The following is a 20958-nucleotide window of genomic DNA, read 5'->3' as shown; positions in this document are numbered from 1 at the left end:
CGGCCAGCTTAAAATCGATGGGTCTTTGTATTTTAGGCAGACCTAAAAACATTATGGCAAAGAAGGAGCAGTCGGCGACTCGTCGGACGTATCTTAAATCTGGACTCGCGGTCGCCGCTGGCGGCCTGCTTGCGGGCTGTACGGGCACTTCGGGCGAGGAGACGACGACGGACTCGGAGTCGACCGCGACCGCAACCTCGACCTCAGAACCCACGACGGAACAGACAACCGAATCAGCCGACGACGGCGACTCGTACACCGTCTCGATGGCTCCAATGGGCAACGTAGAGTTCGACGGCGTGCCGGAGACTATCTTCACCCGTCTGACTCACCACGCGGGGATGGCGTTCGCGCTCGGCCACGGCGACGCCGTCAACGCGATGCATGCGCCCGACTACTACGACGCGCTGTGGAACCAGTTCGTCGCGCGACTCGACGGCGTCTCGCTCGACTGGAGCGGCCTGTATTCGTCGTGGGAACCGACCAAGGAGAAGCTGTACGAACTCGACAGTGACGTGCACCTCGCGGACCCAGCGAGCGTCGCCGCACTTGGCAGTTGGGGAGAAGAAGACCTCGAAGAAATCGAGCAAAACGTGGCTCCGTGGTTCGGCAACACCTTCAGCGACCGACACCAGTCGCCGCCGGAGGAGTGGGCAGACGACTACGAGTATTACACGCTCTGGCAAATCTTCGAGAAGGTCGCACAGGTCTTTCAGGCCGAAGCGCGCTACGACGCGCTCGCAACGGTCCACGACGACCTAGTACAGACGATTTCGTCGAACCTGCCACCGAAAGACGAGCGACCGACTGCCGTGATGCTCGGCACCAGCGACTTCGAGACAATCTACGCCTACGACGCGAACCACCCCGGATATCTGACGGCCCACACGCGCCCGCTCGGTGTCCAAACCGCATTCGGCGACGACTTCGAATCGGGTTCGACCGTCGATTTCGAAACGCTCCTCGAAGCCGACCCGGACGTGATTCTCTCGCTCGGTGGGATGCACCCAACGACGGATATGGTTGCGACTCGCAAGGCGTTCAACGACGACCCGGTCGGAAGCAAGATTTCCGCGGTGAAAAACGGTCGTATCCACGCTCAGGGCGCTCGGTATCAGGGACCGATTCTCAACCTGTTCCAAATTGAGATGACCGCAAAACAGCTCTATCCCGACCAGTTCGGCGCGTGGCCGACGTACGAAGAAGGACCGTACCCGGAGATTCCCGTCGAGGAACAACTCTTCGACCGTCAGCGCGTCGCCGACATCATCAACGGAGACTTCTAAACCCGAAATCGAGCGGCGGGCGTTTTCTCGCCTCCCGTACGCGCAGGCAGTCGGTCCCGCTACCGGGATTCTTCCTTACCAGAGTTGTACTGCTGGCGTTCCGCAGTCGTCGCAGACGATAGCGTCGTTGTTTTTGTAGTCTTCGACGACCAGGTCACCGTCGCAGTACGTGCAATCGTCGGTGTCGAACGAATCGAGTAGGCGCGTCGATTGGGACATGGTTGACGACTCTGCTCCACGGGTAAGAATATTTCTCCGGATGAATATATTATCTCCCGCCTCCGCGATAACTTTCGCGCTGTCTCCGAGTTCTCCGACTACCGACTATCGAAACTATTCTGTCACTACCGGTCGAGCGCATCGAGGAGCGCCACCACGTCGAGATTGTCACCGACGAGCGCCGCGGCCCGCTCGTACGGGTCGGTATCGGTTTCGGTCTCTGTTTGTGTCGTTTGCGGGCGCTGGCGGCCGGCGGAGTCGTACACCGCGTCGAGGAATGCGCTCCGCGGCGATCCGTTCGCAAACAAGTCGTGTATGTAGGTGCCGGCGACTCGCCCGACGGCCGCACCGTCGCCCGAAACGGGGACCGCGTCGCCGACGATTCGGCTGTCGCCCATATGTATCTCGTACCCCTCGACGTCTCCGTTTGCCCCCGACAGCGGCCCTGCGCCCTCGAAGTCGATTCGAACCGGCTCGACGCGTTTGTCGTGGGAAAATCGCGTGACTATCGGCAGGTGCCCCAACCCGTCGGCGGTCTCGACGCCGTCGGTGCTTTCGACGTCGGCGTTCTCGATTCGCTCACCGAGGAGTTGGTAGCCGCCACAGATACCGACGATTGGTCCCGTGAACGCGGCGAGTTCGTCGTCGAATCCGGCGTCTCGGAGCGCAAACAGGTCGTCAACGGTGTTCTTGCTTCCAGGTAGGACGACGCCGTCGATACCGTCGAGCGTCGAATGGAGCGGGAGGTACGCGACTCGCACGCCGGGCGTCTCGGCGAGCGGCCCGAAATCGGTCGCGTTCGAGATGTGCGGCAGTCGCGGGACGCCGACAGTGACGGTTTCTGCGGCCGAGACGCCGTCGTCGTCGCCGACGAGAGCGCGTTCGCCCGCCGCCGGGAGTGCGAGGCTGTCTTCTTCGGGGAGACCGGGGTCGTCGTACGGGAGGACGCCGAGAACGGGGACGCCGGTCATCGATTCGAACTCCTCGAAGCCCGAGTCGAGGATGCTCGGGTCGCCGCGGAACTTGGTGATGACCGCGCCGACGACGCGCTCACGCAGGTCGTCGGGCATGAGTTTGAGCGTGCCGACGAGGCTGGCGAAGACCCCGCCGCGTTCGATATCGGCGACGAGGAGGATGTGTGCGTCGGCGAACCGCGCGGTTTCGACGTTGGCCAAGTCGCGGTCGTGGAGATTTATCTCGGCAATCGAGCCTGCGCCCTCGGCGACGACCACGTCGGCCGACGCGGCCAGTCGAGCGTGGGACTCGACCGCCGCCTCCCGCGCGTCTTGCCAGTGGGTCGCGTAGTAGTCGCTCGCCGTATTCAATCCGATTGCGCGGCCGTGGACAACGAGCTGGGAAGTGCCGTCGCCGTGCGGTTTGAGGAGGACTGGATTGTGGTCGGTGGTCGGTACGACGCCGGCCGCGCGGGCTTGGACGTACTGGGAGACGCCGATTTCGCCGAATCCGTGGCCGTCGGCGGCCGCGACCGCACGGGCGTTGTTGCTCATGTTCTGGGCCTTGAAGGGCGCGACGTCGAACCCGCGAGTTGCGAGCAGGCGACAGACCCCGGCCGCGACGGTGCTTTTCCCAACGTGGCTCGCAGTTCCGGCGACGAGGAGCGTCGGCGTCGTCATCTACCGCGACACAAGAGTGCGCGGGTCAAAGAGATTTGTTTCGGCGGCCGTACCGCGAGGGCGTTAGGAATTTTCGTCCGTGGTCGTGTTGTCCGTGGTCGTGTCGTTCACAGCTGTTCCGTTTGCAGTCGTGTCGTTCACAGCTGTTCCGTTTGCAGTCGTGTCGTTCGCGGTCGTCGTCCCGTTGTCAACGTCCGTTTCGCACGCCATCAGCGTCGCACTCGTCGCTACGTCGAGACCGCCGTCGGTGGTGATTTCGCCGCGGGTAGACGACCGATTACACTCGAAGTTCTTGGGACCGACTTCTTCGGTTGCGGTGGCCCCAGTTTCGATGACGCCGATGTCGAGCGCGTAGTTTCCGTCTTCGCTGAGCGTGAGCAGGACCGTCCCGTTCGATTCGACCGTGTACAGGCCGTCGAATTGTGGTGCGGACACCGTTCTGATTTGGATTCGCGCCGTCCACGTCTCGTCGGTCGGGTTCCGGAGCAACACGGTGTGTGTCCCCTTCCCCGTATCCGCGAGTACCGGCTCGTCTCCGAGCGTCTTCGAGGTCGAACCGTCGGCGGGAACTCGCTCCGTGACGACGCCGGGACAGGCCATCAGCGTCGAAACACTTCCCGACGTGAGCGCTCTGTCGGCGGTGACGCCAATCGTCGTCCGCGTCACGTTACAGGTGAACTGCTCGAGCGAGATTGTCACCGTCTCTGTCGCGTCTGTCGCTGTCAGCGTCGCCCGCACCTCGTAGGAACCGAGGTCAGTTATCGGCACGGCGACGGCCGCCTTCGATGCGAGTTCGAACCGCTCGTCGAGTACGGTCTTGCCCGCCTGCGTGATGGTGAGCGACGCGCTCTCCGACGTTTCGGTCTGGTTCGTGAGCACGACGTTGTGGGACTTCCGCATCCCACTGTCGTCGAGCGAGCCGGTTCCGATAGTTCGAGTCGTCGTCTCACCGGCCGCGACAGCCGTCGGTTCGGGCGCGGTTTCCGTCTCCGTTTCCGTTCCAGTGGCGGTCGTCGTGTCGAGTTCGGCGTCTTCGCCTTCGCCCGTGCTCGCTTGCGAGGTACAGCCTGCAACGGCAGTCGTGAGACCGATGCCGACCGCCGCTAGCAGTTGTCTTCGTTGCATACATCACTCTACTAGTGGGGGGTGTATTGCCCTACGCCAGAGTTAAAGACCCGTTTGAGTCCCGGCTTTCGCCTTATTTCCGGTCGAGTCGTGTCAGGCCCTGCCAGATTGCCTCGACCAATCGTTCCTCGCCGTCGGTCACATCGGCAACGTCGTCCCAGCCGCGGGCGATGGCGTCTTCGAGGACGACGAGCGAGTGGTTCTCGAAGTTGTTCATGCCACGGAACGATTCGAGTGCATCGACCGCTTCGTCACCAAACTCGCTGGACGGCGTTCCGTCGTACAATCCGAGTTCGGCGAGCGTTTCCAGCACCGACTCGGCGGTCTCTCCCGAAAGCGACACCGTCTCGTCGGGCGCTTCGCGTTCGAGAAGCGTGATGTCGTAATGCTTGAAGACCCGTTCGAGTTCGTCTATCGGGTGTTCATGGTCGTCTACGCGGACATCGACCCAGCGGTCGTTGCCGCCGTCGTAGCCGCCGTCGGGTTTGGCGATGTACATCGCCGCGGACTGTTCACCTCGTTTGTCGCCGCCGGCGTCGTTGCCGGCGTGGAGCGCGGCGATCAGGCGCTCCGGGAGACCACCGTCGGCTGTCTCGAACGCTTCGGCCATCGACTCCAGCGTCGCCTCGTTTTCGAGGATATTCCCCTGTACAGTGTAGTGGTCGCCCTGAATGTCGCCTGCCACGTCGAAACAGTCCTTGCCGGTGAACGCGGCGACGGTGTCTTCCCCGCCGCTTCCGTCTCGTTCGACGACACCGACCTGTCTGCTCGGCGCGTCCTCGTCGTCTTCGGTCAGCAGTTCGACGACTTCCGCGGCGGTGTGCCCCGCTCGAAGGAGGTCCAACCCATCGGGACCGTACGCGACGTTCGCAAAGCTCTGTGTCGCAATCGCCCCCGTATCGGCGCTCACGAACGGAACGACCGACCCGACGCTGACGAATTTCGACTGGACGGCGACGCCGACGGCGTTTTGCTCGGGGTCGCGTGCAACGATAGAGAACGTGGATGGACGCGGTTTCATCGCCGCTACCGACACACGCGCGCCGAATAAGAATTGACCCCCCGAAGGTATCTGCTTCGACTCGGCGGGCGCGACGGTCGTGTCTCCCCCCGAGCGATTCAGGCGTGCCGAGACGTGGTTCGAATTCCCCGGCTCTGGTAAATCACCATACTGCGGTTGATTTGGCTATGTTGCGGCACGCTTGATGTTATGAACGACACATTTCACGACGAGTTCACGAAATTCTCGTGTACCACGTTCGCGCACGCAGGGGTTCGCTGTTCGAGCACTTGACCGACGAGAAGAGGGTCTCACACATCGACATTTGGCGGTATCGTGACCATCGACCCGCGCGTTATGAGCGTGGTTAATGGGCCGGAAGATGCGATGTTTAATCGGCGGTCTCACGCTTTTTAGCCAACGTGACCGCTTGCCCGTGAGAAAATATTTTGATATAACGTACAGTCTTCACCGGCCCAGTGTGGTTCCTTGGCGAGTCAATTGCAGATAAAAAGAACCTATAGCACTGCAAGGAGCGAATTTTACAATTTCTAAAAATTATAAAATTTGTGAAAATTCATATGTCTATTCTGTCTTTTTGTGTCTGACGGTACGAAGTCGAATCAGCCCCCGCCAAATCGTGGCTGGCGTATCGGCACTGTTTCGACGACTTCGTGGGAGTCCTTGTCGGCGTGGGTCAGTAGTCGATAGTAGTGATCTCTTCGACCGGCCACTGACTGAGGACTTCGACACCGTCGTCGCGGACGACGACCATCTCTTCGACGCGGACGCCCTGTCTTCCGGCCGGTTCTTGGGTTTCGACGGCCATCGTCATTCCCTCCTCGATTTCGATGGGGTGGTCGGGCGAGAGTCCGCGCCAGATGAGTGGGACTTCGTACAGTTGCAGACCGAGTCCGTGCGCCCAGTGGTTCGTCGTCATCTGCCAGTGTTCGTCGGCCCCGTACCAATCGGCGTGTTCGCCTTCCATATCCGGGAAGGCCATCGCAATCTCGTCCGTGGTCTTCCCCGGTTCGATCGCTTCGAGAACGTCGTAGAGGTTGTCGCGGGCCGTCTCGTAGGCGTCTTTTTGCTCTCGGGTTGGTTCGCCCATCGAGAACGTCCGGTAGTAACACGACCGATAGCCGAGATAGCCGATGTTGTAGAAGTCGGCGTAGACGAGGTCACCGGGTCGAATCATCCGGTCTGTGGTGTTCGCCTGATGTTTCGGCCACGTATTCGGTCCGGAGGTGATGTAGCCGCCTTGTGCCATCGCGCCGTGTCGCCATATTTCGCGGACTGCGTCGCCCCAGACTTCGGATTCTCGCGCGCCCGGCTTCGCGTTCTCGGCGATAGCCTGAAAGCCCGCCTCGCAGATGGCGGCGACCTGCCGGAGACACTCGATTTCGTCTTCGGTTTTGTTTTTCCGCGCGTCCTCCATCACCGACACGCACTCGCCGGGCCGGACGTCCACACCCTGCGATTCGAACGCGTCGAGGAGACCGTCGTGGCCGGTGTCGATACCCATCGGTTCGCTCGTCAGGCCGTACTCTTCGAGCGCATCGACGACGGTCCCGGCCATCTTGTCGAGGAGGAACGACCGCGCCGAGTCGCGGCCGGATGCCCGCGGAACGTTTCCGAGACCGGGACAGGCATAGCGGATGTCGTTCAGCCACGGGCAGTTGTATCGCTGATTGCTCGCGTGGTCCGCGGTGTCCCAGTGGACGACGTTGCCGTCTTCCATGAGAAGTGAGTAGTGATCTGCGCCCGACCCACCGGTCATCGCCAGACCCGTCACGTACCGGATGTTTGGGTCGTTGATGAGGAGCATACTCCCGAGTCCGGCGTCGCGCATCCGCTCTAACGCGCGCTCTTTTCGCTCCTCGCGCATGCGTTTGACGTCGATTCGTTGCTCCCAGTCAACGGCCATCGTGCCGCGAGTTCCACTCATGAACTCCCGGTTGTGGAGTGGCATACGCCTACCTCTCACGAACATCATATTAATTTGTTGTAGACGGAAGAAATGTTGGGTTGTTGTAATTTACTCATACCTCATGATTTATTGCACTATACGTGGACCGAAGAGATGTACGCATGTACAAGCACGTAGCCTTGCTTGTCCGCCAAGACGGGATGAGTCACGATGAGTTCGTCGAGTATTGGCAACAGAACCACACACCTATCGCCCGCGAAATCGAGGGTGTCGTACGCTATCAGACGGTTCTTCCGGCCGACCCGGAAGCCGCCGAGTTCGACGGTCTCGCGGAGTTGTACTTCGACGACCTCGACGACCTGTACGCCGCGCTCGGAAGCGAAGGCTCCCGCGACTACGACCCGGCGAAGGGGAAAGCGAAACAAGCGCGCGAAGACGTGGACAACTTCCTCGACATCGACCGCCGTCCTCGCATTATTGGCGAGGAAACCGTCGAAAAAGACGAGACCGGCGGCGACACGACGGGTCTGTACAAACACTCCGCGTTCCTCGTCCGCAAAGACGGCATGAGCCACGACGAGTTCCTCGACCACTGGGCGAACACGCACGTCCCGCTAGCCCGCGAGATTCCCGGCGTCGTCCGCTACGCTCGCGTCGTTCCCACGGACCCCGAAAACGCCGAGTTCGACGGCATCGCGGAACTCTACTTCGAGAGTCTCGACGCGCTTCGTGCCGGTCTCGGACACGAGTCGTCCCGTGACTACGACCCCGACGACCCGAAAGCCAAAGCGCCACGGGAGGATGTAGATAACTTCCTCTCTATCGGCGACCGCCCGCGGTTCGTCGGACAGGAGACGGTACAGAAAGACGCGACGACGAAACGGGATGGGAACGTGACCGAGTGATGCCCGCCGCAGACTACCGCGAACAGGTCGAAGCCGCCTTCCCGGAACTCGACGCCATCGAAGACGACGCGCTCCGCGAGCAGGTCATCGAGGCGTGGTGTCTCGGCCTCACCCGTGGGGGGTGGTACGACATCGAGGACATCCCTTACGCGTGGAACATCCACGAGGTGACGAACGTCGAACACGTCCGCGGCGTGACGCGCATCGCCGCTCGGACCGCCGAGGAGCAACGCGACTTCCACGGCGCGGACCCCGACTTCGACGTCACCCACGCGGCCTGCCTGCTCCACGACGTCGGCAAGTGCTACGAGTACGTCGATTTCGTCGATGACGACAAACTCGACGACCCCGACCCGGAGTACGCCACAGAAGAGATTCCACACTCACTTTCGGGCTACGCGCTCGCCCACGAAGTCGGTTGCCCGCTCGCGGTCCAGCGCGCCATTCCGCACTTCATCGGCGAAATTCCGACTCGGACGCTCGAAGCCGAACTCGTCAAGAGCGCGAACGCCGCGTCCTCGAACGCCATCACGCAGGCCGCGATGGGTATCAGCCTGCAAGAGTGGGTCGAAACGTACTCACAAACTCAGTAACGGCGGCTCTCGGGTTTTTAGTTCGAGCGGCCGATACTATGCTGTTTGTCTTCGTCGTGCAGTCGTTCTCGGCCGTTTAGTCATCGTGGCCACTCGTGGCAAAGCGTCCCAGCGTGTTCTCCACTCAGCATGAAATAAGTTACCACGGGGCGTACTTCTGGTATGGTAATTCCCGGCTACGACCCCGAAGACCTCGAAGACCGACTCGAAGAACTACTGTCCGAGCGCGACAGAAACGCGTATCTCACCGCCGAAGAACAGGCGGAGTACGACTCGGGCGCAAGCCTAGTTGACCTGCTTTCGACCGACGACATCCGCGACCTCCTCGCCAAAGAGCAGGCAGACGGTGACTGACTGGCGGGCATCACCTTCGGCGCGCGTCCGGCGGTCGGGTGCTCTGATGCTCGGGTGCGCGCTCGGCAGTCGATTCGGCGGATGGAACCTACAGCGGGTCCAACCCGTGTTCGTCCCGCAAGACGTTGATGTAGTCGCGGAATCCAGTTTCGAGGTCGTACTCGGGGTCGTACCCGAGGTCGGCCTGTGCTTTCGTCATGTCCAGCCGTTGGGTCCACGGCAGTTCGCCCTCGTCGGAGACGGTGAGGTCGGCATCGGGGATGATTCGCTCGACGGTTTCTGCGGCCTCTCGAATCGTCGCAAGCTCCCCGCGGACGTTGTAGACGCGCTGTGTGAGGGCTTCGTCGGGCGTGAACGCCGCCTTCCGGAACGCCTGTGCAATGTCGCGGACGTGTTGCCAGTCGATGACTTGGTCGCCGTACTCGACGCTGAACGATTCGCCGAGTGCGGGCTTTTCGACGATGTTTGCGAGGAACGCAGAGCCACCGGTTTCGCGGTACGGGCCGTAGGCGACGGTCGGCCGGAGCGCGACGTGCGACACGTCGAAATCCTCGTAGTAGACCCGCGCTTGGTGTTCGTTGTACTCCTTCGACGCGCCGTAGAGCGTATCGGGATAGACGAGGTCGGATTCGGTCACGAAGTCGTCGCCGTAGTTCGCGGGCGGCGCGTAGACCGCCGCGGACGACGCCCACGCGACGCGCTCGACTTGGTCGGGGAGCGCGCGGGCGGCCTCGAAGATGTTGTTCGTCCCCCGTACGTTCACGTCGAGGGCGGCTCGCGGGTTCTCGCGCGCGGTCGTCGTCAGAAGCGCGGCGAGGTGAATGACGTGTGTCGTCCCCGTCTCGCGGACCGCGCGAATCACGTCCGTCGGGTCGGTCACGTCGCCACGGCGTATCGTCACGTCGTCGGCGATATCGAGCTTTTCGAGGATTCGAGGGTCGGTCGAGAGGTCGTAGGCGACGACGTCGTGGCCCACATCTAAGAGGTCCTGTGCGACGTACGAACCGATGAAGCCGGTTCCACCGGTGACCATCACGGTCGATGATGACATGCTATCGTACGTCCAACAGCGCGCAAGAAAAGTGTTTCCCGCAAATACTGTCTCCCCCTCGGTCGCCAGATTCGACGGCACGTCGTCCGGCAAGGGACCGAACGGGAGTCCGTCCGCACGACGCCCCTTGCTTTTCGGCGCGCTGTCGTCTACTCGTGTAGCCCGCCGACCGACGCGTAAAAGGACGACTGGAGCGTTTCGACCATGTCCTGCTCGCGGTCGATGCGGGCGTCGATGACCGTCGGCAACGCGTTGGTCTTCGCGTCGGAGAGTGCGTCGCCGAGTTCGCCGGGCGTTTCGACGCGGACGCCGGTCGCGCCGAACGCCTCGGCAACCCGGACGAAATCGGTGTCGTGGAACTCGACGCCCGCGATGTCGCCGGGACCGCGTTGCATCTGTCTCACCATCCCGAGGCTGGTGTCGTTGAGGACGACGAACGTCGGTGCGACGCCGTGTTCGACGGCGGTTTCGACGCTCGTCATGGTCATCGTGAAGCCGCCGTCGCCTGCGACGCCGATGACGTGCTTGTCGGTCGCCAGCGCGGCGGACACCGCGGCGGGCGTCGCCCACCCCATCCCGCCGACGCCGCCGGAGCCGAAGTAGGTCCGGACGGCCGGCGTCTGGAGGTAGTTGAGAAGCCAAAATCGATTGTTCCCCGAATCGGCGGTGACGATGGTATTTTCGTCCACGACGCGCTCGATTTCTTTGACCGCCCGTTGGGGAAGTATGGGTACGGCGTCGGATTCACATTCGGGCGCGTGGAACGACTCGCGGGCCTCGCGTGCTCTCGTTTCAGCCCAGTCGTTGTCGGCGTCGCCCGCGGCGACGAGTTCGCGGAGCGATTCGGCCGCATCGCCGATGAGACCGACGTCTGCCGGGTAGACCCACCCCGCGTTTCGCGGGTCGATGTCGGCGTGGATAATCGTCTGTTCGTCGGGGCGGATGAACTCGGGAGCCTGCCAGTTGGTGTCCATCGGATTCATCCGACAGCCGACGACGAGGAGCGCATCCGCCTCGCTCACGAGTTGGTTCGCACCTTCGTGGCCGAACGAGCCGATGACGCCGCCGGCGAGGCGATGCGTCTCGGGGAACGTCGATTTTCCGAGATAGGAGGTGACGACGGCGGCCTCGTAGGCTTCTGCCGTCTCCGCTACTTCGTCGTACGCACCGGACGCGTGGACGCCGTTGCCCGAGATGATGACCGGTCTCTCAGCCGCTTCGAGGGCTTCGGCGGCGGCCGCGACGTCGCGCGCAGTCGGCGCGGCCGTCCACGTTCGCGTCTGTCTCTCGTCGTCCCAGACGGGCGGAATGGATTCGTCCGGGTAGTCGTCGGTCACGGCGTCGCCGTCGAGGATAATCGCCGTCGGACCGGGTCGTCCGGCCACGGCGTGTTTGAACGCAAGTTGGAGGCTTCGAACCGTCTCCGTCGGCGTTCGCGGGAACCAGTGTTCCTTCGTCACGGCGTCGAGAATCTTCGGGAGTTCGAGACCCCCGTAGTCGCCGCGAGACTGCTGATACGGCGCAATCGTGGAGTAGTTACCCCGCTCCGAGGCCTCCGTGATAGCGACCATCGGTGACGACGCGAGTCGGGCCTCCATCTGTCCGATGAGACCGAGGCTTCCGACCCACGGTCCCTGTCCGGCGAGGACGCCCGGCTGGCCAGTCAGACGGCCGTGCATCTCGGCCATGACGCTCGCCTCACGCTCGTCTCGCGGGCGAACAAGTTCGATACTCGACTCCGGAATGTCGTCGAACAGTTCGATGACCCGTCCGCCGGGGTAGCCGAAGACCCGTTCGACGCCGAGTCGTTCGAGGCTTTCAACGAGTCGTTCACTGGTGTCCATGGACACTCACGACCTGTCGAGTTGGACCGTCTCTTCGACGTAGAGCGTCGGTCCCTGTTCCATGTCGATGAACTCGGCGGCATCGGCGTTCACGCGTTCGCCGGTCTCCGAGTCGAACGCCGCCTTCAGCGCGCCCATATCCTCGAAGTAGAGTTCGACGATGCCGTCGTACTCGGAGCGCTCGGGGTCTGTCGGGAGACTCGTCGAGTACTTCTGGAGACCAGGAAGTTCCTTTGCGATGTCGGCGTGAGGTCCCATCCAGCGCTCGACGAACTCTTCGTGTGTGTATCCGTCCGCTCGGACGACCATATTCACCAATTTAATCATGCACGTCTCGTATCCCACCGGCGACTACTTTGCTCTATCGCCGCACTGTAGACTCGCGGCTTTGCCTCCGTTTCGTTCGAAATGTTTGAATTGACGTTCGAGCATTTCGAACAAAATTTATAACGAACGAATATAGATGTTACACGATGACAGACAACGAACAGAGTCGCCCGGTGAAGACGGCGGCGACGTCGCTCGGTATCCTCGAACGACTCAAGACGGGCGGGCCGCTCGGACCGACCGCGCTCGCGTCGGACCTCGGGCTTGCGAAAAGTACGGTTCATCGACATCTGAAGACGTTAGAACGCGAGGGGTTCGTCGTGCTGGACGACGACGGCTATCGGGTCGGGCTTCGACTCCTCGATTTCGGTATTCACGCACGAAACCAACACCAACTCTATGAGGTTGCGAAGCCGAAACTCGAGGAACTCGCCGAGCAGACCGGTGAGAAAGTCTGGTGCGTCACGGAAGAACAGGGTCGCGGCTTCCACCTCTACGGTGCGGCGGGGAAACACTCGGTTCGGACGCCCGCCCGCGAGGGAACGCGGTCGTATCTGCACCAACTCGCCGCCGGAAAGGCGATTCTCTCTGCGTTCCCCGACGAGCGAGTCCACGAGATAATCGACCAGCACGGTCTCCCCGCGAAGACGCCGCACACGATAACCGACCCGGACGAACTCTTCGAGGAGTTGGCGACGATTCGAGAGCGCGGATTCGCGGTCAACCGCGAGGAAATCGTCCCGAAACTCCACGCAGTCGGCGTCGTCGTCACCGACCAAACGGGCTACCCCGTCGGTGCGATTAGCATCTCCGGCCCGTCGAACCGACTCAAAGGAGACCGCCTGACTGACGACCTCGCCGACCTTCTCCTCGGTGCCGCGAACGAAGTCGAAATCAACCTCAACTTCTCTTGAACGCCGGTTTCGACTCGCCGACAATTTCGAGCGAATAGAACGAGTGTTCGCGTAACTCGAACGTATTTGAGACTCTATTAGGCGAACAAACAGCCTCGAGACGCCTGAATTGTAGCACCTACTGCATTGGACCCGGTGCTGTAGCGCTATCTCTATTTGTTCGAATAGTTCGAACAAATATTGGTAATCATTCGTTATGTTTTTGGCATCTATATGGGTATTTTCGAAGACAATTACACTGGTATGGTTGTAATGAAACTCGGTGCTGAGTATCTCTTCGGACTCGGGCCGTTCTTCGGCGCTTCTACGAGAACAGAGATGTCCAGTTCTCGACGGCTCTCTATTCTGTATTCGAGTGTTTCGGTAGTCGAGTCAACTCTCCTGTGAGCACCCCGTTTCTCCCTTCGTTCTGCGGCGGCCTCGTTTCTGCTCTTCGAACGAGCGTTCGTCCTGTTCGGATGTTCGTTCCGCGTTCGCGTACATGTGTTCGAATATGCGGAACACATGTTCTCGTCCAGTCGTCTCGTACGACTTCGAAATCAACTGACGGAGCGCGTATTCTCTCGTTTTCCTTTCGGTGGCTATTGCTTCGATACGTCGGCGGAGAATTCAACTGCTTGCGGCACTAGAACCGTTGGCGGTACTGTTCGAACTATTCGAACGCTACCGCTCGTGCCACTCGGGTTCTCGGTCCTCGAAGAACGCGTCGATGCCCTCGTCTTTGTCGGGTGAGCCGAACAGTTGCGCGAACAACTCTGCTTCGTACTCGATTCCCTGTTCGAGGTCCGTCCGCGAGGCGGCTTTGACTGCTTTCTTGGCGAACTCCAGGGCGACGGGACTCTTCGAGGCCATCATCCCGGCGAGTTCGTACACTCGGTCGTCGAACGTCTCGTCGTCGTGGACTTCCTCGACGAGTCCGATATCGGCCGCCTCCGCGGCCGAGATGAGTTCACCCGTCAGGATGAGTCGCATCGCGTGGCCTTCGCCGACGAGACGGGCGAGACGCTGTGTGCCGCCACCGCCGGGCATGATGCCGAGGTTGATCTCTGGCTGGCCGATTTTCGCCCGCTCGTGTGCGATGCGAACGTCGCAGGCTTGGATGAGTTCACAGCCCCCGCCGAGCGCGTGCCCGTTGATGCGAGCGATAACCGGCTGTCGAAGGTCGTCTACGTACTCGTATACTCGCGGTCGCTTGCTCGCCTCGCGCTGTTCGAGCATGTCGCGCTCGCGGAGTTCCTTCACGTCCGCGCCGGCGACGAACGCTTTCGCCTCGTCCGCACCCGTAAGGACGACGACGCGGGTGCGACTCTCCTCGATGGCGTCGAGGACGCGCTTGAGTTCAGCCCGGAGCGTCGCATTCAGCGCGTTTCGGGCGTCGGGGCGATTCATCGTCACCGTGACGACGCCCTCGATTCGCTCGTTGACCGCGACATCGACGGCGTCGCACTCGGCGGCCACCGTTTCCACGTCTTTCATCGGCCCATCACGTCCTCGCTGACGCCGACGATTTCACCGTCTTCCCAGACGTAGAACCCTTCGCCGGTCTTTTTGCCTAACTTCCCGGCGCGGACCTTTCGCTTGAGAATCTGCGGCGGACGGAACCGCTCTCCCAGTTCCTCGCGCAGGTATTCGAGAATGCCGAGGCGAACGTCGAGACCAACCACGTCGCCGAGTTCGATAGGTCCCACCGGGTGGTTGTAGCCGAGTTCCATCGCGTCGTCGATGTCGTGTGGCGAGGCGACGCCCTCTTGGACCATGCGCATGGCTTCGACCCCGAGTGCGACGCCGAGCCGTGACGACGCAAACCCCGGTGAGTCACCGACTTCGACGGCCGTCTTGTCGAGTCCTTCGACGAACTCGCTGGCGAACGCCAGCGTCGACTCGTCGGTCTGCTCGGCGACGACAACCTCCACGAGACCCATGATGTGAACCGGGTTGAAAAAGTGGAGTCCGATACCCCGTTCCGGGCTATCGAGGGCGCTCATAATCTCCGTCACGGATAGCGACGACGTGTTCGACGCGATAATCGTCTCCTCGCCGACGAGCGTCTCTACGTCGCTGACGGTCTCGCGCTTTAACTCCATGTCTTCCGGGACCGCCTCGACGACGAGGTCGGCGTCGGCGACGGCCTCTTCGAGCGAGGTCGTTCCGGAAATCCGGTCGAGCGTGGCGGACAACTCGGCTTGTGTCACTTTGTCGCGTTCGACGCCGCCTTGGAGGTTCTCCTCGATTGCGTCCATCCCGTTTCGGACGTACTCCATCTCGATATCGCGCATCGTCACCTCGTGGCCGGCCATCGCGGACACCTGTGCGATTCCGTGTCCCATGGTGCCGGCACCGAGTACACTCACTTGCATCACCGGAAGGGGTTCGGGAACCATCATAATCGTTTGCCCTCGTTCGACGAAGGTTCAAGTCGGATGCCTTCGCATACTCGGTATGAGCCATTCCGACGAGCGAGCGGTAATCGTCGATGCAGTTCGGACGCCGCAGGCGAAGAAAGACGGGGGATTCGCGGACGTCTACCCCGAAGATTTGGTCGTCGCGGTGCTCGACGCACTCGCCGACAGAACCGGCGTTTCACCCGACGAATGGGACGATTTCCGTCTCGGGTGTGCGAACCAAGAAAACGAACAGGGGCGGAACCTCGCGCGACAGTCACTTCTAGCCGGTGGATTTCCCGAGTCGATTCCGGGCGCAACCCTCTCTCGGTTGTGCGGGTCGTCGCTGACGGCGCTGAACGACGCCGCCCGCGTGGTCGAGTCCGGCGACGGCGTGGTGTATCCTATCGCGGGTGTCGAACACATGTCTCGGATTCCGTTCTCAGCGTGGCTTCACCCGGACCTCGAAGCGCGCTACGACGGCGGCGACTCGCTTTCGATGGGCAAGACCGCCGAGACGGTCGCACGACGGTACGGTATCTCCCGCGAAGACCAAGACGCGTTCGCGCTCCGGTCTCACGAGCGCGCACTCGACGCCCGTTCGTCAGGTCGGTTCGATGCTGAAATCGTCCCCGTCGAGACCCCGGACGGGTTCGTCGCACGCGACGAAGGCCCGCGAGAAGAGACGTCGATGGACGTGCTCGAATCGCTTCCGACCGTCTTCGCCGACGACGAGGCGGCATCGGTCACGCCCGGAAACGCCTCGCCCCTGACCGACGGTGCGGCGGGCGCGCTCGTCACCGCCGAGAGCTACGCCGAAGCCAACGACCTGCCGGTGCTCGGGCGCGTCGTCTCTCGCGCCGTCGTTGGCGTAGACCCCGAAGAGATGGGCGTCGGACCGATTCCGGCGACCCGCGCGGCGCTCGACGAGGCGGGACTGTCTGTCTCCGACCTCGACCTCGTGGAACTCAACGAGGCGTTCGCCTCCCAGAGTCTTCACTGCAAGCGCGAACTCGGTCTCGACGACGAGATAGTGAACGTCAACGGCGGCGCAATCGCTCTCGGCCACCCCCTCGGATGCTCGGGCGCGCGTATCGCAACCACGCTCTTGCACGAACTCGACCGCCGCGACGGCCAGTACGGACTCGCTACGATGTGTGTCGGCTTCGGACAGGGCGTTGCGACGGTGTTCGAGCGACCGTAAATCGTCTTTCGACCAGTTTCGAACGTCGTTTCTGACTATCGTCGTCTCCGCCGCTTCGACATCGCCGTTTCCGTCTCCCTACCTATCACCGCGTCCAGCTCGTTTGGCTATCGTCGCGCCTCGGTTGGCACGACTTTGAAACCGTACCGAACGACGCCCTCCTGTTCGTAAATCCGGCGCGGGACCGCTTCGACGCGGTCGCCGATGACGGGCGTTCCAGCTGGCGAGTGAACGACCTGTGCGGGCGCACTGACAGACTCGTCGTCGCCCGGGCCGTCGAAGGCGACGACGGCGACCGGGAACGACCCGGAGCGTTGCTGTTGTTCGACGAACTCGGGCGGTGCGCCACCCTGTCCGATGGCCGTCGCGGCCTCGACGGTCCCCGACCCGGGAAGCACCGCGTTTTCGTATCCATCGAGCGACCCGCAGTCGAAACACGCGCCTTCCGGCGGGAACGAGAGCGCGCCACACTCGACACAGCGCCCGGCGACGAGTCGGTGGCGCTGTGGAATCGTCTGCCGCCACGTCGGCACGCTCACGTACGCGCCGCCGCCCTCCGGCTCCTCGCCGGTTATGGTGCCACGGCGCCGAAGCGCCTCGGCGTAGGACAGTGCCGTGTCCCCGTCGAGGACTGCATCGACCGGGACGTCGCTTTCGGCGGACAGGAACGCCGCTGTCGCACCCGCGCCGCCGCCGTAGCCGACGAGCAGAACCGACGATACACCGGATTCCAGCGCGGACGCGAGTCCGAGGAACGGCCCTGCCGAACCCGTATCGCCGGTCTGTGAGACGACGGTTCCCGCCGCGATTTTCTCCGTCGTGACGCCGAGGGTTCTCGCCGCACGATACGGGAGCGCCCCGTCTGGTGCTGTGAGCGCGACGGCATCGGCACGTTTGGCCGCCCCGGCGGTGCTAGTGGCCGATACGTCGTCTTCGAGGGCTTCGACCGCCCCGCCGACCGCGCTGGTGTAGGCGTCGCGTTCGTACTGTGTGATACCGATAGATTCCGTGTCGGCGCTCCCGCGGCGGCGGAAGCGCGTTCCGGGGAACGGTTCGCCGTATTCGCCGACGCCCTCGACGGATACCACCCCGTCTTCGGTGAGCACGAGCGCGGCGGCACCCGCTCCGGCACCGGCGGATTCGTCGCTTTCGGGTGTTCCCTGTGGGCTGTCGGCGACGGCCACGAGAGCGGGTCCAGTCGCATCGAGCGTCGCCGCGAGCGCGACTGCTCCGGCGCGGGTTCCGCCGCCGAACTGGCGGGTCGGAACTGCGGGGTCGATGCCGAGTAGCGAGGCGAGGCGGACGGTGTGTTCTTCCTCGTCGGTGGGGGGCGTGGTGGTCGCCAACGCGAGGTGTTCGACATCGCTCGCGTCTCCGTCGGCGGCGTCGAGTGCGCGCTGGCTCGCTTCGGTCGCCATCGTGAGCACGTCTTCGTCGGCGTCCGCGACGGCGACGCGCTCGACACCCGCGGCACCGCCGGTGCCCCATGCGTCGCGGTAGGCGGACGCGGGAACGTAGAGACGTGGTACGTACGCGCCGATACCGGCGATTCCGAGACGGCTCATAGCACCCCTCCTTCGAGGACGTGAACGACCGCCGCGCCGCCCGACCCGCCCACGTTGTGCGTGAGACCGACCTGCGCGCCCGAAACCTGTCGCTCGTCGGCGTGGCCCGTGAGTTGCTTGAACGCTTCGACGACCTGTCCCGCACCCGTCGCACCGATTGGGTGACCCTTCGACTTCAGGCCGCCGGAGGGGTTGACCGGGCGGTCGCCATCGAGTTCCGTCGCGCCCGCGTCGATGAGTTCGGGCGCGCCGCCGCGTTCGCAAAAGCCGAGGTCCTCGTACGCGAGGAGTTCGGCGATGGCGAAACAGTCGTGTACTTCGGCGAAATCGACGTCGTCCGGGCCGAGTCCGGCCATCTCGTAGGCCGTTTCGGCGGCTTGTGCGGACGACGCAATCGACGTGTAACTGTCGCGCTGGAAGAGACCGACGCGCTCTGAGGCGGCACCGACGCCGGCGACGCGAACTGCCTCCTCGCACGCGCTGGCGACGTCCTCGCTTGCGACGATGACGGCGGCCGCGCCGTCAGAGGTCGGACAGCAGTGATAGAGATTCAGCGGGTCTGCGACGATGGGCGCGTCTCGGGCGTCGTCGAGCGAACACTCGAAACCGAGATGCGCGTTCGGATTCTTCGCGCCGTTCGCGTGGTTCTTGACGGCGACCTTCGAGAAGTGGTCCGGCGAGGCGTCGTAGGCGTCGATGTAGGCGGAGGCCATCTGCGCGTAGACGCCGGAAAAGGTCGTTCCGGTGAGTCGTTCCCACTCGGTCTCGCCGCTGACGCCGAGCCAGTATTTGGCCACGTCGCCGCTCATATCGGTCATGACTTCGTAGCCGCCCGCGAGTGCGACGTCGGCCATCCCACTTTTGACTGCTTGTACTGCCTGCCTGACGGCGTAGCCGCTCGCGGCACAGGCGTTTTCGATTCGAGAACAGGGGATGCCGTGGAGTCCGATGTGTTCCGTCACGGCTGGTCCAGACAGACCAAGTTGCCGGCCGCCGACGCCGAGCGACCCGACGACCGCCTCGTCGATGTCGGCCGGTTCGACACCGCCAGCACTGCCGAGCGCTTCCTCGTATGCTGTCGCAAAGAGCGACCGATAGCTCTCGTCCGGAAACGCGCCGTAGCTCGATTGGCCCGCTCCGACGATGTACGCATCTCGCATGATAGTCGATTATGTTCGATCTGCGAAATAGGTTCGCCCCGCGAGGGCGGCGTCGTGACCGCATCATTTTTATCATATTCTATCATCGGATTCACTGTACATGGTATTCGATAGCATGGAGTCCGCTTCACGAGACGAGCTTCGTGAAGTCCAGAATAGTCGCCTGCGGGCGGCGGTGCAGAACGCATACGAGAACGTCGATTTCTACCGCGAGACGTTCGACGAACACGGGTTGACGCCGGACGACATCGAGAGCGTCGAAGACCTCTCGAAGCTCCCGTTTACGACGAAAGAGAATTTCCGCGACAACTACCCGACGGGCATGTTCGCGGTCGAGATGGACGACGTGGTTCGGATTCACGCATCGTCGGGAACGACAGGTAAGCCCAAAATCGTCGGCTACACCCGCGACGACCTCGACGTGTGGAGTAAGGCGGTCGCTCGCTGTCTCGTCGCGGCCGGTATCGGTGCCGACGATGTCGTTCAAAACGCCTACGGCTACGGACTCTTTACGGGAGGTCTCGGACTGCACCAAGGCGTCGAAGAACTCGGCGCGACGGTCATCCCTATCGGTGGGGGCAACACCCAACGACAAGTCGAGATGCTCGACGACCTCGGCAGTGACGTCATCTCCTGTACGCCTTCGTACGCGCTCTACCTCGCAGAGGTCGCAGACGACATGGGTATCGACGTGCGCGACCTGCCGCTTCGAACCGTCATCTTCGGCGCGGAACCGTGTACGGAGCCGATGCGAAACGAAATCGAAGAGCGACTTGGTGTGACCGGCATCGACATCTACGGTCTCTCCGAAATCGTCGGTCCCGGCGTCTCTATCGAGTGCGAGGAACAAGATGGTCTCCACATCTGGGAGGATTACTTCTATCCCGAGGTTATCGACCCCAACACGGGCGACCCGGTCGCGGAAGGCGAGGAGGGTGAACTCGTGTTGACGACGCTCGCAAAGGACGCGCTTCCGGTTCTTCGGTACCGGACCGGTGACCTGACGACACTGAACTACGACACCTGCGAGTGCGGCCGAACCTGCGTCCGCATGGACAACATCACCGGTCGCTCTGACGACCTTATCATCGTCCGCGGGGTCAACTTCTACCCGAGCGAGGTCGAATCGGTCGTCCTCGAATTCGACGAGGTCGCGCCGCACTACCGCATCGACCTCCGGCGGGAGGGCAACCTCGACCAACTGGAGATTACGGTCGAACTCGTCGAGGATTTCGACGGGTCGAGTACCGACCTCGAAACGCGAATCGGCAAGCGACTCTCGAACGTGTTGTCGTTCACGCCCGACGAATTGAACCTCGTCGAGTACGGCGACATCGCACGCACCGAGGTCGGCAAAGTACAACGCGTCTACGACCACCGCGGTCAGTAGACGGACTCCGCTATCGCGCTACTGTATCGGTCTGTTCTATCACACCGGTTCGTACTGTCGTGCGGTCTGCTCTCTC

Annotated in this window: 19 protein-coding genes and 1 pseudogene; 7 read left to right on the top strand and 13 right to left on the bottom strand. The window is 62.5% G+C overall.

The features are described 5' to 3' along the window. The first annotated feature begins 53 nt into the window (after positions 1-53). Entirely contained in the window at positions 54-1286 is a 1233-nt protein-coding gene (locus C440_RS02930) for an ABC transporter substrate-binding protein (protein ID WP_008318102.1), read from the top strand. Positions 1287-1361: 75 nt separating this feature from the next. Here the strand turns inward: C440_RS02930 and C440_RS17630 are convergent, their stop codons facing one another. The 6 genes and pseudogenes from C440_RS17630 to C440_RS02910 all read right to left on the bottom strand — a co-directional run bounded on the left by C440_RS17630 (position 1362) and on the right by C440_RS02910 (position 7212). Next, positions 1362-1505, bottom strand: a complete 144-nt coding sequence (locus tag C440_RS17630) for an HVO_A0556 family zinc finger protein (RefSeq protein WP_008318100.1) — start codon at positions 1503-1505, stop codon at positions 1362-1364. 125 nt (positions 1506-1630) lie between these two features. Further along, complete coding sequence (locus C440_RS02925) at positions 1631-3139, bottom strand: cobyric acid synthase (protein WP_008318098.1); 1509 nt, start codon at positions 3137-3139, stop codon at positions 1631-1633. Between the two features lie 63 nt (positions 3140-3202). Next, positions 3203-4264 (bottom strand): hypothetical protein, encoded by a 1062-nt coding sequence (locus C440_RS02920; protein ID WP_193788386.1) that lies wholly within the window; start codon positions 4262-4264, stop codon positions 3203-3205. Between the two features lie 73 nt (positions 4265-4337). Next, positions 4338-5285, bottom strand: a complete 948-nt coding sequence (locus C440_RS02915) for a DUF1028 domain-containing protein (protein ID WP_008318095.1) — start codon at positions 5283-5285, stop codon at positions 4338-4340. A gap of 165 nt (positions 5286-5450) precedes the next feature. Next, positions 5451-5672 (bottom strand): annotated as a pseudogene (locus tag C440_RS16960) (IS5/IS1182 family transposase); the annotation flags it as partial. Positions 5673-5961: 289 nt separating this feature from the next. Then, positions 5962-7212, bottom strand: a complete 1251-nt coding sequence (locus tag C440_RS02910) for a M24 family metallopeptidase (RefSeq protein WP_049915240.1) — start codon at positions 7210-7212, stop codon at positions 5962-5964. A 143-nt stretch (positions 7213-7355) separates the two neighbouring features. Here C440_RS02910 and C440_RS02905 point away from each other — a divergent pair, with 143 nt between their 5' ends. From C440_RS02905 to C440_RS02895, 3 genes are all read left to right on the top strand, one after another. Further along, complete coding sequence (locus C440_RS02905) at positions 7356-8099, top strand: EthD domain-containing protein (RefSeq protein ID WP_049915209.1); 744 nt, start codon at positions 7356-7358, stop codon at positions 8097-8099. Continuing rightward, entirely contained in the window at positions 8099-8692 is a 594-nt protein-coding gene (locus tag C440_RS02900) for an HD domain-containing protein (protein ID WP_049915206.1), read from the top strand. The genes C440_RS02905 and C440_RS02900 overlap by 1 nt, the downstream gene beginning before the upstream one ends. A 162-nt stretch (positions 8693-8854) precedes the next feature. Then, complete coding sequence (locus C440_RS02895; RefSeq protein ID WP_008318085.1) at positions 8855-9046, top strand: hypothetical protein; 192 nt, start codon at positions 8855-8857, stop codon at positions 9044-9046. An 88-nt stretch (positions 9047-9134) separates the two neighbouring features. On the opposite strand, the gene C440_RS02890 is transcribed toward C440_RS02895, so the two are convergent. The 3 genes from C440_RS02890 to C440_RS02880 form a co-directional block, all read right to left on the bottom strand. Further along, on the bottom strand, positions 9135-10079 hold the full coding sequence (locus C440_RS02890; protein WP_008318082.1) for an NAD-dependent epimerase/dehydratase family protein: 945 nt from the start codon (positions 10077-10079) through the stop codon (positions 9135-9137). Positions 10080-10246: 167 nt separating this feature from the next. Beyond that, the gene (locus tag C440_RS02885) at positions 10247-11941 is read right to left on the bottom strand and encodes a thiamine pyrophosphate-binding protein (protein ID WP_008318079.1); all 1695 of its coding nucleotides are present in this window, start codon (positions 11939-11941) and stop codon (positions 10247-10249) included. A 6-nt stretch (positions 11942-11947) separates the two neighbouring features. Beyond that, positions 11948-12250, bottom strand: coding sequence for an EthD family reductase (locus C440_RS02880; protein WP_241431982.1), 303 nt, complete (start codon positions 12248-12250; stop codon positions 11948-11950). Between the two features lie 164 nt (positions 12251-12414). Here C440_RS02880 and C440_RS02875 point away from each other — a divergent pair, with 164 nt between their 5' ends. Beyond that, positions 12415-13182 carry an IclR family transcriptional regulator gene (locus tag C440_RS02875; RefSeq protein WP_008318076.1) on the top strand — a complete coding sequence of 256 codons (768 nt, stop codon included), beginning with the start codon at positions 12415-12417 and terminating at the stop codon, positions 13180-13182. Positions 13183-13845: 663 nt separating this feature from the next. On the opposite strand, the gene C440_RS02870 is transcribed toward C440_RS02875, so the two are convergent. Together C440_RS02870 and C440_RS02865 are read right to left on the bottom strand one after the other, a co-directional pair. Next, positions 13846-14658, bottom strand: coding sequence for an enoyl-CoA hydratase/isomerase family protein (locus tag C440_RS02870; protein ID WP_008318074.1), 813 nt, complete (start codon positions 14656-14658; stop codon positions 13846-13848). Continuing rightward, on the bottom strand, positions 14655-15539 hold the full coding sequence (locus tag C440_RS02865; RefSeq protein WP_049915203.1) for a 3-hydroxyacyl-CoA dehydrogenase family protein: 885 nt from the start codon (positions 15537-15539) through the stop codon (positions 14655-14657). Before C440_RS02865 ends, C440_RS02870 begins: the two co-directional genes overlap by 4 nt. A gap of 82 nt (positions 15540-15621) precedes the next feature. On the opposite strand from C440_RS02865, the gene C440_RS02860 reads away from it, so the two are divergent. After that, positions 15622-16767, top strand: coding sequence for a thiolase family protein (locus C440_RS02860; protein WP_008318071.1), 1146 nt, complete (start codon positions 15622-15624; stop codon positions 16765-16767). Between the two features lie 107 nt (positions 16768-16874). Here the strand turns inward: C440_RS02860 and C440_RS02855 are convergent, their stop codons facing one another. Both C440_RS02855 and C440_RS02850 read right to left on the bottom strand, forming a co-directional pair. Then, positions 16875-18332, bottom strand: coding sequence for a zinc ribbon domain-containing protein (locus C440_RS02855; RefSeq protein ID WP_008318070.1), 1458 nt, complete (start codon positions 18330-18332; stop codon positions 16875-16877). Continuing rightward, the gene (locus C440_RS02850; protein WP_008318067.1) at positions 18329-19492 is read right to left on the bottom strand and encodes a thiolase C-terminal domain-containing protein; all 1164 of its coding nucleotides are present in this window, start codon (positions 19490-19492) and stop codon (positions 18329-18331) included. Before C440_RS02850 ends, C440_RS02855 begins: the two co-directional genes overlap by 4 nt. A 100-nt stretch (positions 19493-19592) precedes the next feature. Here C440_RS02850 and paaK point away from each other — a divergent pair, with 100 nt between their 5' ends. After that, positions 19593-20882, top strand: a complete 1290-nt coding sequence (paaK, locus tag C440_RS02845) for a phenylacetate--CoA ligase PaaK (RefSeq protein ID WP_049915200.1) — start codon at positions 19593-19595, stop codon at positions 20880-20882. Positions 20883-20958 lie beyond the last annotated feature (76 nt).

This window comes from Haloferax mucosum ATCC BAA-1512, from assembly GCF_000337815.1.
Classification (GTDB): Archaea; Halobacteriota; Halobacteria; order Halobacteriales; family Haloferacaceae; genus Haloferax; species Haloferax mucosum.
This window is presented reverse-complemented; position numbering and strand designations above follow the sequence as displayed.